This is a genomic window from Myroides sp. JBRI-B21084 (assembly GCF_030545015.1).
Taxonomy (GTDB): domain Bacteria; phylum Bacteroidota; class Bacteroidia; order Flavobacteriales; family Flavobacteriaceae; genus Flavobacterium.
This window is the reverse complement of the sequence record NZ_CP120653.1, coordinates 310886-327497: the sequence shown is the minus strand read 5'-3', so window position 1 is coordinate 327497 and position 16612 is coordinate 310886. Positions and strand designations below refer to the sequence as shown.

Genomic DNA, 16612 nt, shown 5'->3' with positions numbered 1-16612 from the left:
TATATTAAATGAAAAAAATAATTAATTCTGCAAAAGCACCCGCACCTATTGGCCCTTACAACCATTCGGTAATGGTGGGTGATTTATTGTTTATATCGGGTCAAATACCTTTTAACCAAGCAACCGAAACATTGGTTACAACAGGTATTCAAGACGAAACTAAACAAGTAATGCAAAACTTACAGTATATTATTGATGAAGCTGGTTTAACTTTTGAAAATGTTGTTAAAGCAACTATTTTTATTAGAAATATGGATCATTTTGCGTTAATAAACGAAGTTTATGCTAGCTATTTTAATGCCGAAACAGCTCCTGCACGTGAATGTGTACAGGTTGAAAAATTACCACGCAACGTAAATATTGAAATTTCAATGATTTTACATAAATAAAAAAATAGAACTTTAGGTTCTATTTTTTTTTTTTTTGGTTGCGCAAAGTCTCCCGACTTTGAGCTACTTCTAAATTAAATAATTATCAAATATAATCAATCAATATTTTTAACAAGTAAAGATGCAATGATATAACTGTGTTTTTAAAATTTAGCTCAAAGTCGGGAGACTTTGCGCAGCGTGGGTATTGCTATTTACCATTTTTAGCTGTTTTAAGACACTTAAATTAATAAAGACGAACAAATGTTCGTCTTTATTTTTATAAAAAATTTCATTTAAAGCTTAAAAAGCTACAGTTTTCAAGGGTTTCAAATTTCATCAACACATTTGATACACTACCCTACTTTTTGAAGAGTTCCTTGTTTCACAGTTTCATTAAATGATTCTTTCAAAAGCTCAAAAAACTCGGCATCAGAAGGGTAAGTCTTCTTTAAATCATCTAGTTCCTGACTAATCTCTTCTTTGTTTAGCATCTTTGATTTCACAAAATACAAATCATAGTACGCTTCTTGATCAATAGATTTACTTTTTCCAATAAACTGATTTATTGATTCAATTGATTGTTTAAAGTTTATATCTCTATTTTTAATGTCAGATTTTAATTCAAAACTAAATGCTTTAAAAAGATAATACTGCATATTCTTTTTGTATGATTTAGAAAAATCATTTTCGTTCAACGAATTAATAAATGCACTTGCTTTATCATACTGCAATTGAAGAGATAAAATTGATATTTTTATTTCAATTGATTTAGCTTTTGTTTCAGGACAATTCATAGAAAATTCAACTTCTTTTAAAGCATCTGAAAGCAAATTTTGTTTTTTCTCTGAATAAAAAGAATTAACCATTTTGGACGCATTTACCACATGTGATTTACATTCTTCTAAGCTAGCACCTTTTTGACCGTGACAACTATTTAACAGAATTGTTAGAAAAAAAAGTTGGATTGAAACTTTCATCTTATTATTTAAAAAAATCATATTATTAATTTACAATTGGACTTGAAGCTGGATATTTATGTTCATACGTTCGAGGAATTGGAGCTACAGGATGGAATATTACAGGAGTAGTACCGCTTCCATCTCCTTTTGTGTTTTGCCAATTGCCAGATACATTAACACTCGGAAAAATTTTCCCCGCTGCGCAAAGTCTCCCGACTTTGAGCCAACTTACTCATCAAAATTATTATATTTCCAAAATTCATTTGTGTTGCTTGTATCAATTACTGGGTTATCTGCTAATTCTACACGCTGCGCAAAGTCTCCCGACTTTGAGCTACTTCTAAATTAAATTATTATCAAATATAATCAATCAATATTTTTAACAAGTAAAGATACAATGATATAACTGTGTTTTTTTAAATTTAGCTCAAAGTCGAGAGACTTTGCGCAGCGTGGGTACGTTTATTTTTATAAAAAATTTCATTTAAAGCTTATAAAGCTACATTTTACAAGGGTTTCAACTTTCATCAACACATTTGATACATTACCAAAAAAAACCGTCTCTAGTTGTGAGACGGCTTCTTTGTTTTTTTTGCACGAGCAAGATGCTCGCACCAGCTCGGGGGCGATCGGGTAAACATTTTTTTATTAATATCACTAACTTTGGAACATTACCATTCATTAGATATAGTACAAGTATCAGGGACATATTTCTTTATAAACCAATCGGGAATAATAAGATATTTAGAGATTACTCCGTATTCAACTCCATCATATCCTTCAAATAGTAGACTATCTCCTTTTCTGATTTGGATATTTTGAATAAAATTTCCAATTGAATTAGTTAATTCTTCATCTATAAAATCTTTTTTATTCTCTTCTGTTAAATTTATTAAATTATAATAATCATATTTACTTTTTTTTGTCATTTTTTGAATAGTTGAATTTTCAAGACTTGGAGCTTGTATTAAACATTCGACCTCATTTGGTAAAATACTTAATATATCAACTAAAAAATTATTATGTTCATTATTCATCATTCTAATATTCTGTGTCCGCTATTAGGTAAAACTTTTTTATTTGGATACAAATCCACATTCATATGTCTTTGAGGAGCTATCCCATTTCCCCCCCGCTGCGCAAAGTCTCCCGACTTTGAGCCAACTTACTCATCAAAATTATTATATTTCCAAAATTCATTTGTGTTGCTTGTATCAATTACTGGGTTATCTGCTAATTCTACCAATAACAACCCTTTCCCTGAAACATAATTATTAGCAGAGGAATAAATGTAATGTTGGGCTTTTTCTACAATACCTGCTCTTATTGGATTTAAGTGTATGTAATTTAATTTGTCCCACATAAAACGCAAGGTATAAATTTCTTCTGCATGATTGCCATATTGCCAAAACTGATAATTCTTATTTCTTGTATGGCTTTCTGTTGCTTTTTTAAATAAATCTAGCATCCACTCTCTTCTACTTTCTGGTTCAGTTTGTATAGCTTCTAAAATATATTTTGCTGTAAATTTTTTAAAATCTCTTATTAAGTCTGATAGTTTTCCCTCTTTGGATTGTACAATTAAATGAATATGATTGCTCATTATCACATAACCATACAAAATCATACCTTTTTCTTTTATACAATATTCTAATGATGAAATTACTATATCTTTATAAACCTTTCTAGTGAATATATCTACCCAATCTACTACAGTACAAGTAATAAAGTGAGGTTTTTCTTGGTCTTTTATGATATAACCTTCTTTCATTTTTTATTGTTTATTGTTGCTCAAAGTTGCAAACTTTGCGCAGCGTGGGATTGTTTAGCTTCAAGGAATCTGTATGTAAATGCCAATCCAATTTTCTCCGGTGTTTTTCACTCTCCTTAATAAACATAAATGTTGTTTCTTTACCTCCAGAAGATATTAAAATTGCACCTTCATTTATTAAAACGATCTTGTATCTGAATCGAAAATTATAGCTTAAAATACTATCTTTTGTTACACTCCACTTCTTTATTTCGATAGTATCTGCCTCAAATTTTCTTCCATATTTATCCCATTTATAATTTTTATAAGTACCATTATTATAAAATTTTACGTAATTACCATTAAATTTAAAATTATGATATGCAGAATAAATACCCCAATACTCATCGCCTTTAAGATCTGTAAAAAAATTTTGTAGATCATTTGATTGATTTTCTTTCGAATTACAACTAAAAAACAGTACCACGATTAAAACAATTAAACTATTCTTCATTATTAAGAGTATATTGTGATTTACCTATATTTTTTCTGTTATACTTAATATCATAACTTTCTACCCCGCTGCGCAAAGTCTCCCGACTTTGAGCAAATAACTTATTCATATCCGCAACCGCACGAATCCTTTCGTGTGTTTATACTATTTAAAAACTTTAAAAATCACAAAATTGTTAATAAGTTGTGGTTGTTTTTTATTTCCATAGCAAACGTGCTTTATCTAAATCTTCTTTGGTATCAATACCTACACCTACATGGCTAGTTACTACCATTTGTATGGTTTTACCGTATTCTAAATAACGTAATTGTTCTAATTTTTCGGTAGCTTCTAACCCTTTCATTTGCCAAGTTGTAAAAGCCAATAAAGCGTGTTTTCGGTAGGCGTACACCCCTATATGCTGGTAATAGGGCGCATAGCTTTTACCATCGCGCGGAAAAGGAATTGCAGCTCGTGAAAAATACAAAGCTTTATAGTTTTCATCAATAACCACCTTTACGTTATTAGGGTTATTAATGGTTTCTAAATCGTTAATTTCAAACATTAGCGATGCTAAATCTATTTTATTTTCAATATCGTTTTTAAAAACCGAAATTAAACTTTGTAGGTTTTCTTTACTTACAAAAGGCTCATCGCCTTGTACATTTACAACTACATCACAATCTAAATTAGCTACTACTTCGGCAATACGGTCGCTTCCACTTTCATGTGCATCGCTACTCATAACAACATTTACGTGGTGCTGTTTTAGTAAATTGTAAATAATTTCGTGATCGGTAGCAACTAAAACCTCATCAAATAATTGGGTAGCTAAAGTGGCTAAATAAGTTTGTACAACTACTGGTTTTCCGCCTAAATCTTGAATTAATTTTGCAGGAAAACGGGTTGATGCGTAACGTGCAGGTATTACTGCTATTATTTTTAATTGATTCATTTATATGGAATGTTTTTTTGTTGATTTTTAATTATTATGTAAAAAAATCGTCGTTAAAGCCTATTAAATATACTTTTTCTTTTGCACGTGTTAATGCAGTGTATAGCCAACGCATATAATCTTTATTTATACCATTTGGCAAATAGGGCTGTTCTATAAAAACGGTATCCCATTGCCCACCCTGTGATTTATGACAAGTAACTGCGTATGCAAATTTTATTTGTAGGGCATTAAAATACTCATTGTTTTTTACTTTTTGCATTTTGCGATAAGCTGTGATTTCATCTTGATAATCAAGTAGTACTTCTTGATATAATTTATTTGATTCTTCGTAAGTTAAACTAGCCGACTCTGAATGAAGCGTGTCTAGCAGAACAATAGTATCAAACGGTAACATATCGGGGTAATCAATCATACGTACTTTTACCGAAGCAAATCTAAACCCGTACAATTCGTGGTGTTTGTAAATTTGTAAGATTTCTAAAATATCGCCATTTGCAATAAAATCGGCTGTTTTTGAATCTTTTAACCAAAAATAATTGTTTTTAACCACCATTATGTAATCGCCTGCACTAATTTCACTTTCATTATCTAAAATGCGGGTTCGAATTTGTTGGTTGTATTGATTGGCGCGTTTATTAGATCGCACTATAAAAATAGTTTCTTCGGTACCTTTTTGTGCGTATGCATCGTGTATGGCATCAAGCGTTTCGTATCCGTCTTGTAACCGAATAATGTCTTTAAATGGTTTTACATCAAATTCAAAAAAATCATAAAATTCTTGCATTAATTGCTCACGTAATTCGGTGGCATTGTACAAAATACCCGAATGTTCTTCTTGACGCATTACTTCGGTTAATTCAATAAAATCGACTTTCATTTGGTAGTTTAAAGCCAATTTACTTTCGTTCAAAGCAGGACTTTCGTCCATACCAACTGGTGGCAACTGTGCTGTATCGCCTACTATAATAAGTTTGCAATTTTGACCAGAATACACGTAATACATTAAATCATCTAACAATGAACCATGTGTGTACATGGTAGCATCGGTGACATTATCGGCAATCATTGATGATTCATCAACAATAAAAATAGTATTTTTATGTTTATTGGCTTGCATAGTAAATGCAACTCCAGAATTTTTATCTTTTTTAGGATAATATATTTTTTTATGAATGGTAAAGGCTGATTGTTTGGCGTAGTTTGCAATAACTTTTGCCGCCCTACCCGTTGGCGCCAACATAACGTATTTTTTATTTACTAACGCTAATTGGTTAACCAAATTTGATAATAAAGTGGTTTTACCTGTACCAGCATACCCTTTTAAAACAAAAATTTCGTCTTGATTTTCACTTACTATAAATTGGGCAATTTTTTTTAAAAAAGCATCTTGTTTAAGGGTAAGTTCAAACGGAAATGAATCTTTTAATTGTTGATAAAATTGGGTAATTGTCATTTTCTTTTTAAAGGGTTTTTACAAAGATACTATTAATCAACAAAAATATTGTACTTTTGATACTTATACATTTTATGATTATGTTGAACGAAACGTTTCAAAAATTATACATACAAGTATCGTTACAAAATTTTAGTTATTGTCTTAAAAATCAAGTAAATAATCAAATTTCACATTTAAAATCGTTTCAATTAGATGCTTACAAAACAATTGAACAACAATTAGATGTTTTTTTTGATAAAGAAGAAGCTTTACAAAATGGTTTTCAAGATGTTGTAATTTTACACCAAAACAATTTAAATACATTTGTACCTAACGCTTTGTTTAATGAACAAGCATTAGGTAGCTATTTACAATACAACACAAAGGTTTTTCCTACAGATTATTTTGATTTTGATCAATTACCTCAATCTAGTATGAACAATGTGTATGTGCCTTATGTGGCATTTAACAATTACTTTTTAGATGTTTTTGGTAGTTTTACATTTAAGCATATAAATACGTGTTTAGTGCAACATTTTTTTAGTAAAAGTAAAGCATCACAAACCGATTTTTTTGTTCACGTAGGCGTAAATCATTTTGAAATTGTTGTTTTTAACGATAAAAACCTATTGTTTTTTAATAGTTACGAATACCAAACTAAAGAAGATTTTATTTACTATATTTTATTTGTTTTTGAACAACTACAATTAAATACCCAAACCCAAGCTGTTACATTATATGGCAATATAAATACAACTAGTGATTTATACCAAATTGCAAGTCAATTTATACAAAATATTGCTGTAGCCGATTTGCAAACTATTGCACAAACCTTATCGGTAACACAAGAACAACTAGAACAACATTACATTTTATTGCATTCATGAGAATAGTTTCAGGAAAATTTAAAGGTCGCCGCATTATTGCACCCAAAAACTTGCCGGTACGCCCAACTACCGATTTAAGTAAAGAGGCTTTATTTAATATTTTAAACCATCAATTTTCGTTTCGCGAATTAAAAGTACTTGACATATTTGCAGGTACAGGTAATATTAGCTATGAATTTGCATCGCGCGGTGCCGAACCTATTACTTGTGTAGATACCGATTTTGGTTGCGTAAATTTTATAAAAAAAACTGCCGCACAATTTGATATGGATATTACTGCTATTAAAAGTGATGTTTATAAATTTTTAGAGCGTAGTAAAATTAAATACGATATTATTTTTGCCGATCCACCTTACGATTTTTCACAAGAACAATTTGATAAAATTTATCAATTAATTTTTGAAAATGAATTGCTAGAAGACGATGGTTTATTAATCATTGAACACTCTACCCAAACAAAAATGGAACATTTAGAACATTTTAGCAACAGCAGAAAATACGGTGGTTCTATTTTTTCGTTTTTTGAATATGAACAAGAAGAAACAGATGACGATGATGATTTTGAGGATGAAAACGAGGATTTAAACGATACTGATTACACAAACGAAGAAGAATAAAAATGTTATACATAAAAAAAGCCGCTATAAGCGGCTTTTTTTGTGAAGTATAATTATTTATTTAGCATCTACTAATTCTACATCAAAAATTAAAGTTGCGTTTGGTGGAATTACACCACCGGCACCACGCGAACCATAACCCAAGTGCGATGGTATTACAAAACGAGCTTTATCGCCTACGTTTAACAACATGATACCTTCGTCCCAACCTTCAATTACTTGGCCAACACCAACGTTAAATTCAATTGGTTGTTTGCGTTTGTAAGAATCGTCAAAAACCTGACCATTAGTTAATTGCCCTTTATAATGAACCGATACTTTATTACCTTTCGTAGCTTGTTTTCCAGTGCCTTTTTGAATGTATTGGTAACGTAAACCACTATCTGTTTTTTGAAAACCAGCTGCAATTTTATCTAACTCAGCTTCCATTTTAGCTTTTTCTTCGGCTAATCTTTTGGTACGTGAACCTTCAAAAGTTCTAAAAGCTTCTACAGCATTCCATTTTTCAGCTTCTTCCCCTACTCTTAAAATTTCAACTTTTTCCATTTTATCGCCAGGTTCAACAGCATCAACTACATCTTGTCCTTTTACAACATGTCCAAAAACAGTATGGTTGTTATCTAACCAAGGAGTTGCAATATGTGTAATAAAAAACTGCGAACCATTAGTACCCGGACCCGCATTAGCCATAGAAAGTATTCCTGGAACATCATGTTTTAATTCTGGATGAAATTCATCATCAAATTTATAACCCGGACCACCCGAACCTGTACCTGTTGGATCGCCCCCTTGAATCATAAAATCTGCAATTACACGGTGAAAAGTTAAACCATCGTAGTAAGGTTTACCTTGTGTACGTGCTGTGTTTTCTAAAGTACCTTCGGCCAAAGCAACAAAGTTACCTACAGTACCAGGAGTTTTATCGTGTGTTAATTTAATTAATATTTCACCTTTAGGTGTTGTAAATTTTGCGTATAAACCGTTTTCCATAATAATCTTAAAAAAATAAGGTACAAATATAAAAATTATAATACATAATTTATGTTAAATGCTATGCGGTAATTTGCTTTAACCTTATTGCCTGTTAAATTTTGATTGATTGGTAACATTGTATTAAATCCAGCAGAAAATCTGCTTAAACCTATTTCAAAACCTATTTTACTAAAGAAAATATCGCCCTCAGTTTTAGGAACAACCTCGTTAAAATCGGTATTTGATTTATATTCTTCACCAGCAATACCTAGCTGTGGTACAATTATTACATTTTTTAATTGTGCATTATAAAATAAGTTAGCGCTGTAATTTAATTGATTTCCGAATTGATAATTCTTCTCATTTTCGGTCTTAAAAATGTAACTTATATTGGTGTTGAGTCCATATTTTTTGAAGCGAATGTTATACTCGGTTGCTAAACTGTAATCCCAACTACCAGTTCCTAATTGAAAACTTGGATTAATACTGCCATTGTTTTTATTGTTAAACATACCTGTTGGTGCTTTTATCCCTGCGCCCAATAATAGTTTTTGTTGGATAGCTGCCGAATCATTTTTAGTTTGCAATAAATTATAAAATCCCATAATGGTTATATCGCCTATGCCACTTAAACTTTGATTTTCTGATTTTTTTACTCGACTTAGGAAATGATACGGAGCTAAGATCATTACTTCAGTTTTTTTAGTGATGGGAACACGAGCCCAGATTTGAACAGTATTAAAGTTTTCATCAATCCAAGGCGAATTATTAAAAACCCCATCTTTACTTTGATAACTTTGAAACATATATCTTACACCAATAAATTTATCGTTTAAAAACGAATTAAATCCCATACTTCCACCACTTGCCGAACATCCGCAAGCATCACAATCTTCAAAAAAACTTAAAATGGAAGATTCATTTTCGTTATTAAAATTGGCTGTAAATTGCCCATACATAGCTTGTTGAAAAAGCAATACTATAAATAATATTTTTTTCATGATATTAGGTTTTATGATAAAATAATGGGTTGGTGATAAAAGTTTCGTCGGTTAAAGTTTTTAAAAAAGCAATTAAAGCTTCTTGTTCATCTGTAGATAAAGGAATTCCTAAATTTTGATGTTGCTGCATTAATGGATCTAAATTTGGAGTATTTTGAACGCCATTTGAATAAAAATTTAAAACCGATTGTAAAGAACCAAAACGTCCGTCGTGCATGTAAGGAGCAGTAATTGCAACGTTTCGTAAACTTGGTACTTTAAATTTATACTTATCTGTTTTAAAACCAGTAACTTTTTCTCGACCCAAATCGTTTAAATTTTGATTGGGTGGCAAACCATTATTTCTAAATGAATTATCGGTAAAAATATCAGTGGCATGACACGACGCACAATTGTTTTTAAACAATGCCAAGCCTTGCAATTCTTGAGTTGTGAAATCTCCTCCTGGTTCATTTCGAACATATTTATCGTATTTAGAATCGGCTGAAATCATAATGGTCATGAATTGAGCCAAGGCGTTTAACAGATTTGCTGAACTTACTTCGCCATTTGTAAATGCTTGCCTAAACATTTTCACATACGTTGGATCTTGTTTTAATTTTGAAGTAATGGATGTAAAATTCTCGTCCATTTCAACCGGATTATGAATGGGAGCAATAGAGAGCATTTGAATACTATTTGAAGCTCCATCGTAAAAATAATCAGTCTGAAAAATCATGTTTTGAACAGAAGGTGTATTTCTAGCTCCTATTAAATTATCTATGCCGTGACTAAAATCGTGCCCATGGTGTGTAAATGCACTTTGTTGTTCATGACAAAAAGCACATGAAATGGTATTGTTGCGCGATAGTCTAGCGTCATAAAATAATTTTCTACCTAAAGCTACTCCGTTTTTTGTAGGTAAATTATTAGTAATATCTTGCTTTATTGATGGGAAATTTGATGGTATTTTAAGCTCAAATAACTCATCTTTTTCAATAATATCTTCATAAACATCATCATTCCCACAAGAAAATAAAACGAATAGCAACAACATACCCAAAGTGGTTTTGATTGTTTTATTTATTAACATTTTATATAGGTATATGAAAGTTTTCTGGGTATAGAAACACCCAGAAAACTAATATTTTACATTTTTTTATTTATGTTGTGTACCACTGCCGTTGTGTACGTGGTCTACCGTAAACATGTTTAAAGAATTTTCGGCAATTTTAATTAAGTTTTCGCCCCCCATAATAGTTGCGTTGGTACCTGCTGGGTTTAAATTATCTTTTAAAATAATTTTATTTGTACCATCTACAATTTTATTAGCATCGGTAACAATGTGAATATTTGGCGATTCACCTTTACGAACACGTGCAGTTGTTGGTAAATTTAAAACTATTTCACGGTAATTATCGGTTGCAGAATTGCTGCCTTGATGAATTTGAAAACCAAATTGTTCTGCCAATTTTTGACTTTTATTAGCTTGTGATGGTGTAAAAGTTCCTTCAAAATTTATAAAACGGTATCCTGTACTCCAGGTCCAAGTTAAATTATGTTGGGCAGCATAATTCCAAAATTCTTGTTGAACAGCTTCACCTTCTAAATAACGTTGATTATCAACCCCTAAACCAAATTTAACTTTAGTATAATCGCCTGCTGGTATATCTTTTAAACTAATGGTGTGTAAATCTGCCTCTTCGCTAATTATAAAATAGCTTTTTGCTTTAGGATATACATATTCTGTTCCGTCTGCTTTAATTAACACCACATTACTTATTATATAGTTGAAACGATTTATTGTAAGCGTTTCACCATTTGAATTTTTATACGAACTACCTAAAATTAATTTATCGCCATTTACGCCATTGTCAAAATAAAACTCGGCATTACCAAAAGTATTTTCTTCTATAATTGTTGAGTCATCATCGTTTGTACAAGCTGCATAAAGTAATCCAATGGCTAAAACTGCCATCATTTTATATATATTTTTCATTTTTAATTTAAATTTTTAGTAATACAATTTTGCTGCTGATTATTTAATCAACCTTTTAAAAATTATTCAAAAGAAATTCCGTTGAAGCAAAATATCTACTTCAAGAAAAAACATTTAAAAAGACTATTTATTGATGAAACATCAATACTAAAAACTTAAAAAACAGGTGGTTTAAATATATTAGAAACAACAATGAAATGATAGTTTCTTTGATAAGTAAGAATTTTTTTAGAAAAATTTAAAATTTCAATAGGTATTGAAACACTTATTATTGATAATTTTTGAAAGAAAATAACCGAACTTTCTACAGAAAAAGAATACCCTTTTGATTTTGAATTATCATTTGCCGCAGCTTGAGCCATTGCTTTTTTTAAGTAACATTTACCGTTACAATTTAACTCAGGTTTATCTTTATTTACACAAAGCTCGTTTTTTATATAATCATACATTATAACGTACTCTAAAACTGGTAAAACAGGTTTAAAAAGCATAATTAATAATAATATGACTGTAGCTTTTTTCACAGAATTGTTTAATTACTGTTCACTATTTAAAATTTATAAAACCCTATTACAGCTACTAAAAAACAAGTAGTTATAATCTATTTTAATAAGTTGTGCAAAGATACTTATTTAAAAACAAAACATATTAATTTATGTTGCTTAATTTTGTACCAAATATTTTTTTATGCGTATTGATATTATAACTGTTTTACCCGAATTAATTAAAAGTCCGTTTGAAGCTTCTATTTTAAAAAGAGCCATTGCAAAAGGACTGGTTGAAGTGTATTTTCATAATTTAAGAGATTACAGTACCAACAAGCATAAAAATGTAGATGATTACCAATTTGGTGGTGGTGCAGGAATGGTTATGAGTATTGAACCAATTGATAAATGTATTAGCAAATTAAAAAGCGAACGTACCTACGACGAAATTATTTACATGACACCCGATGGCGAAACGTTAAACCAACAAATTGCCAACAGCATGTCTATGGTTGAAAATATTATTATACTTTGCGGTCATTACAAAGGAGTTGACCAACGCGTACGCGAGCATTTTATAACTCGTGAAATTTCTATTGGTGATTATGTACTTTCAGGAGGAGAATTAGGTGCAGCTGTTTTGTGCGATACAATTATTAGATTAATTCCCGGAGTTTTATCTAACGAAACATCGGCTTTAACGGATAGTTTTCAGGATAATTTGTTAGCACCGCCAATTTACACACGACCTGCCGAATACAACGGATGGAAAGTACCCGATATTTTATTAAGTGGAAATTTTCCAGAAATAGAAAAATGGCGCGAAGAAAAAGCCTATGAACACACAAAAAATCGTAGACCCGATTTGTTAGAAAATGAATAAACGTTAAAAAACCTCATTTTCAACAACTTATATGTATATTTTTACAAGATATTTCGTGCAATATTTTTGTTTTAAATAGAATAAATTTCTTATATTTGCCCCACTTTTGGATCAACCTCTGGCGAAAACCGTGCATGTTGGTTTGAATTAACTTTAAAAATTTATAAAATGTCTTTAGATTTAGTAAAATTCGTTCAAGACGAGTTCGTTACAAAAAAAGATTTCCCAGATTTTAGTGCTGGTGATACAATTACAGTTTACTACGAAATTAAAGAGGGTGAGAAAACAAGAACTCAGTTCTTTAAAGGTGTAGTTATTCAAAGAAGAGGTTCTGGCGCAACTGAAACTTTTACAATTCGTAAAATGTCAGGAAACGTTGGTGTAGAGCGTATTTTCCCAATGAATATGCCAGCTTTACAAAAAATTGAATTGAACCAAAGAGGTAAAGTTCGTAGAGCTCGTATCTTCTACTTTAGAGAACTTACAGGTAAAAAAGCTAAAATTAAAGAATTACGTAGAAAGTAATCTTTTAATTAAGAACATAAAAAACACCATTCAAACGAATGGTGTTTTTTGTTTTAAAATACTTTATTATTATTCATTATTAACTAAATCTAAATAATTTTTTAGAACAATGCCGTATTTACTTTTTGCTACCTGTGGCGTTAAATTACCGTAAATTGTATCTAAATATTTACTATTCATAGTTGCAACATCGGTAAGTGTTACATAAGGTGCTACTTCGTTTTTATTATTTTTTAGTGCAAAATTTACTGCGTTAAAGTAAAACATGCGTTTGGTACGCTGTAAAACACTTTCTAAACTATCAGCTTTCACTACTTGTTTATTTTTTTGTGCCAAAATAATATCGCGTACTAAATCACTTTGCTTGTTTGTAAAAACCGATCGTGTTTTTAAATACTTTGTATATAAATCTTGGTTTTTAGACCCCTCTATCAAAGCACCGCTAGAAAAGTTTTCTAAAGTACTATTGATTTTCAAGTTACCAGGTTCTGCAAAAAACAAAATAAGGTTATCCATTGTTTTGGTAGTTCCCCTATTTAAGCCTAAATACAACACTTCGGGTTCGTTTAAATCAAAAGCTGTTTCAAATGTAGATTCGCCTTTTAAAACAATACTATCTAAAGTAATTAGGGTGCTGTCTTTTAATTGCTGTATGTATAAGGTACCTTGTTTTAATCCTTTTATTTCGCCGGTAATTTTAGTATTTCCCTCTTTTTTTGAAGTACAGGCAACAAAAGCAGCCACTCCTAAAAGTGTAACAAATAATTTTTTCATCTTATTTAAATAAATCCATTCCAGGTATGTTTGGCATGCCATCTTTAGCAGCTGCAGCCAGTTCGGCTTCGTTAATTGCGCCAGCTTTTTCTAAAGCTTTATTTAACGTTAAAATTAAGTAGTCTTCTAACTGTTCTTTATCTTGCAATAATTCTTCGTTAACATCAACACTTTTAATTACTCGATTTGCTGTTACTGTAACCTTTAATAACCCGTCGGCACTTTGTTCATCAATTAAAACCGTGTTTAAACGTTGCTTTGTTTCTTCTACTTTTTTTTGGGCATCTTGTAATTTTCCCATCATGCCCATTAAATCTCCAAACATAAATTCAATTTTTATTTTATTTACAAAAGTATTAAATTCAGCCTAAATCGCTAATTATAAATTATGAAACCTATAAATACCTTTATGCTTGCTTTTTGTATTATTTTTGCAGCATGTTCAACAACAAAAAATAAAATGAATAACACTATAAAAGAACCAATTGCTAAAATTATTCCTACTAAATTAGAAAAACACGGCGATGTACGTATTGATAATTACTATTGGTTAAATGAACGCGATAATAATGATGTTATTGCTTATTTAGACGAAGAAAACGCGTACTACAACCAAATGACCGCGCATACTAAAGATTTTCAGAAAGATTTATTTGAAGAAATGAAAAACCGAATTAAAGAAGACGACACATCGGTGCCTTACTTTAACAACGGTTATTGGTATATTACCCGTTTTGAAAAAGGGAAAGACTACCCTATTTACGCGCGCAAAAAAGCAACACTTGATGCACCTGAAGAAATTATGTTTGATTGTAACGAAATGGCTAAAGGGCATGCTTATTTTCAGTTAGGTGGATTGAACATTAGCGATGATAATAAATTTGCTGCTTTTGGAATTGATACGGTATCGCGCAGAGAATATACCATACAAATTAAAAACCTAGAAACAGGAGAAATTTTACCAGTTAAAATTGAAAAAACAACAGGTGGAAGTACTTGGGCTGCCGATAACAAATCGTTATTTTACTCACGTAAGGATGAACAAACGCTACGTGCCGACCGTATTTTTAAACATACGTTAGGTAACAATGTGGCACAAGACGAATTGATTTTTAACGAAAAAGACGAAACTTTTTCTACCTTCGTTTATCGTTCAAAATCACGAAAATATTTAATAATTGGGTCAGAAAGTACATTAACTTCAGAATATCAAATTTTAGAAGCCAACAATCCAAACGGAAAATTTAGTGTTTTTCAAAAACGTACCCGCGGTTTAGAATATTCTATTTCGCATTACAACAATCATTTTTATATAGTAACTAATAAAGATAAAGCTACTAACTTTAAGTTAATGATTACGCCCGAAACGGCAACAACTAAAGAAAATTGGACTGATTTAATTCCACATCGAGATGATGTTTTGTTAGAAGGAATTGATATTTTTAAAGATTATTTAGTTATTTCTGAACGATTTAACGGGTTGTCACACTTAAAAATCATGCCTTGGCAAAATCCTGAACAAGCGTATTATTTACCTTTTAACAACGAAACCTACACCGCATACACTACAACTAATTTAGATTTTGATACCGAAATTCTACGTTACGGTTACCAATCTATGGCTACCCCATCGTCAATCATAGATTTTAACATGCGTACACAAGAAAAAACGGTTAAAAAAGAGCAAGAAGTTTTAGGCGGAACTTTTAATAAAGATAATTATACCGAAGAACGTGTTTGGGCTACAGCAACCGATGGTACTAAAATTCCAATTTCGTTAGTATATAAAAAGGATTTAAAGAAAGATGGAACCAATCCGCTGCTTCAATACGCCTATGGTTCGTACGGTTCAACAATGGAGCCCTATTTTTCTACAGCTCGTTTAAGTTTATTAGATCGCGGTTTTATTTACGCCATTGCTCACATACGCGGCGGCGAAGATTTAGGACGTGAATGGTATGAAAATGGCAAATTACTTAAAAAGAAAAATACGTTTACCGATTTTATTGATTGTTCTAAATTTTTAATCGATCAAAAATACACCTCAACAACGCATTTGTATGCCGAAGGTGGTTCTGCAGGTGGTTTGTTAATGGGTGTGGTTTTAAACGATGCACCTGAGCTGTACAACGGGGTAATTGCGCAAGTACCTTTTGTTGATGTGGTTACAACCATGTTAGACGATTCTATTCCGTTAACAACTGGGGAATACGATGAATGGGGAAATCCGAACGAAAAAGAATATTACGATTATATGAAATCGTATTCGCCTTACGATAATGTAGCGCCACAAGATTACCCAAATTTATACATATCAACAGGTTTACACGATTCGCAAGTACAATATTGGGAACCTGCAAAATGGATTGCCAAATTACGCGCCCTACGCACCAATAAAAATTTATTGTTTTTAGATACCAACATGGATGCAGGCCATGGAGGAGCATCAGGACGTTTTGAAGCGTTAAAAGAAGTAGCTAAAGAATTTGCCTTTATTTTAGATTTAGAAGGAATTAAAAAATAA

19 protein-coding genes are annotated in these 16612 nt (G+C 31.2%); 6 read left to right on the top strand and 13 right to left on the bottom strand.

Annotated elements, in window-relative coordinates; all coding sequences use genetic code 11:
* Window positions 1–8: 8 nt before the first annotated feature.
* Window positions 9–389: a Rid family detoxifying hydrolase gene (locus tag P3875_RS01690; RefSeq protein ID WP_303444533.1), complete on the top strand. Its 381-nt coding sequence runs from the start codon at window positions 9–11 to the stop codon at window positions 387–389.
* A 335-nt stretch (window positions 390–724) separates the two neighbouring features.
* Here the strand turns inward: P3875_RS01690 and P3875_RS01685 are convergent, their stop codons facing one another.
* The 6 genes from P3875_RS01685 to P3875_RS01660 all read right to left on the bottom strand — a co-directional run bounded on the left by P3875_RS01685 (window position 725) and on the right by P3875_RS01660 (window position 5984).
* On the bottom strand, window positions 725–1348 hold the full coding sequence (locus P3875_RS01685) for a hypothetical protein (protein WP_303444532.1): 624 nt from the start codon (window positions 1346–1348) through the stop codon (window positions 725–727).
* Between the two features lie 653 nt (window positions 1349–2001).
* Window positions 2002–2370 (bottom strand): hypothetical protein, encoded by a 369-nt coding sequence (locus P3875_RS01680; RefSeq protein ID WP_303444531.1) that lies wholly within the window; start codon window positions 2368–2370, stop codon window positions 2002–2004.
* A 125-nt stretch (window positions 2371–2495) separates the two neighbouring features.
* Window positions 2496–3101 carry an REP-associated tyrosine transposase gene (locus tag P3875_RS01675; RefSeq protein ID WP_303444530.1) on the bottom strand — a complete coding sequence of 202 codons (606 nt, stop codon included), beginning with the start codon at window positions 3099–3101 and terminating at the stop codon, window positions 2496–2498.
* Window positions 3102–3111: 10 nt separating this feature from the next.
* Window positions 3112–3594: a hypothetical protein gene (locus P3875_RS01670; RefSeq protein WP_303444529.1), complete on the bottom strand. Its 483-nt coding sequence runs from the start codon at window positions 3592–3594 to the stop codon at window positions 3112–3114.
* 196 nt (window positions 3595–3790) lie between these two features.
* Window positions 3791–4528 (bottom strand): 3-deoxy-manno-octulosonate cytidylyltransferase, encoded by a 738-nt coding sequence (gene kdsB / locus P3875_RS01665; protein ID WP_303444528.1) that lies wholly within the window; start codon window positions 4526–4528, stop codon window positions 3791–3793.
* 34 nt (window positions 4529–4562) lie between these two features.
* Window positions 4563–5984 carry an ATP-dependent DNA helicase gene (locus P3875_RS01660; RefSeq protein WP_303444527.1) on the bottom strand — a complete coding sequence of 474 codons (1422 nt, stop codon included), beginning with the start codon at window positions 5982–5984 and terminating at the stop codon, window positions 4563–4565.
* Between the two features lie 56 nt (window positions 5985–6040).
* Here P3875_RS01660 and P3875_RS01655 point away from each other — a divergent pair, with 56 nt between their 5' ends.
* Together P3875_RS01655 and rsmD are read left to right on the top strand one after the other, a co-directional pair.
* Window positions 6041–6853 (top strand): DUF3822 family protein, encoded by an 813-nt coding sequence (locus P3875_RS01655; protein WP_303444526.1) that lies wholly within the window; start codon window positions 6041–6043, stop codon window positions 6851–6853.
* Window positions 6850–7470, top strand: a complete 621-nt coding sequence (gene rsmD, locus P3875_RS01650; RefSeq protein ID WP_303444525.1) for a 16S rRNA (guanine(966)-N(2))-methyltransferase RsmD — start codon at window positions 6850–6852, stop codon at window positions 7468–7470. The genes P3875_RS01655 and rsmD overlap by 4 nt, the downstream gene beginning before the upstream one ends.
* Before the next feature lie 57 nt (window positions 7471–7527).
* Here rsmD and P3875_RS01645 read toward each other — a convergent pair whose 3' ends face one another.
* The 5 genes from P3875_RS01645 to P3875_RS01625 form a co-directional block, all read right to left on the bottom strand.
* Entirely contained in the window at window positions 7528–8460 is a 933-nt protein-coding gene (locus P3875_RS01645; protein WP_303444524.1) for a peptidylprolyl isomerase, read from the bottom strand.
* A gap of 35 nt (window positions 8461–8495) precedes the next feature.
* Window positions 8496–9443, bottom strand: a complete 948-nt coding sequence (locus P3875_RS01640) for a transporter (protein WP_303444523.1) — start codon at window positions 9441–9443, stop codon at window positions 8496–8498.
* 4 nt (window positions 9444–9447) lie between these two features.
* Window positions 9448–10515, bottom strand: coding sequence for a cytochrome-c peroxidase (locus P3875_RS01635; protein WP_303444522.1), 1068 nt, complete (start codon window positions 10513–10515; stop codon window positions 9448–9450).
* A gap of 66 nt (window positions 10516–10581) precedes the next feature.
* Window positions 10582–11421: an MbnP family protein gene (locus P3875_RS01630; protein WP_303444521.1), complete on the bottom strand. Its 840-nt coding sequence runs from the start codon at window positions 11419–11421 to the stop codon at window positions 10582–10584.
* Between the two features lie 155 nt (window positions 11422–11576).
* Window positions 11577–11945, bottom strand: a complete 369-nt coding sequence (locus P3875_RS01625) for a hypothetical protein (protein ID WP_303444519.1) — start codon at window positions 11943–11945, stop codon at window positions 11577–11579.
* Between the two features lie 163 nt (window positions 11946–12108).
* Between P3875_RS01625 and trmD the strand changes: the two genes are divergently transcribed.
* Both trmD and rplS read left to right on the top strand, forming a co-directional pair.
* Entirely contained in the window at window positions 12109–12789 is a 681-nt protein-coding gene (gene trmD / locus P3875_RS01620) for a tRNA (guanosine(37)-N1)-methyltransferase TrmD (protein WP_303444518.1), read from the top strand.
* Window positions 12790–12957: 168 nt separating this feature from the next.
* Window positions 12958–13314 (top strand): 50S ribosomal protein L19, encoded by a 357-nt coding sequence (rplS, locus tag P3875_RS01615; protein WP_303444517.1) that lies wholly within the window; start codon window positions 12958–12960, stop codon window positions 13312–13314.
* Window positions 13315–13383: 69 nt separating this feature from the next.
* Here rplS and P3875_RS01610 read toward each other — a convergent pair whose 3' ends face one another.
* Both P3875_RS01610 and P3875_RS01605 read right to left on the bottom strand, forming a co-directional pair.
* A complete protein-coding gene (locus tag P3875_RS01610) occupies window positions 13384–14088 on the bottom strand; it encodes a DUF4369 domain-containing protein (protein ID WP_303444516.1) in 705 nt (234 codons plus the stop codon).
* A 1-nt stretch (window position 14089) separates the two neighbouring features.
* Window positions 14090–14413 (bottom strand): YbaB/EbfC family nucleoid-associated protein, encoded by a 324-nt coding sequence (locus P3875_RS01605; protein ID WP_303444515.1) that lies wholly within the window; start codon window positions 14411–14413, stop codon window positions 14090–14092.
* A 135-nt stretch (window positions 14414–14548) separates the two neighbouring features.
* On the opposite strand from P3875_RS01605, the gene P3875_RS01600 reads away from it, so the two are divergent.
* On the top strand, window positions 14549–16612 hold the full coding sequence (locus tag P3875_RS01600; protein WP_303444514.1) for a S9 family peptidase: 2064 nt from the start codon (window positions 14549–14551) through the stop codon (window positions 16610–16612).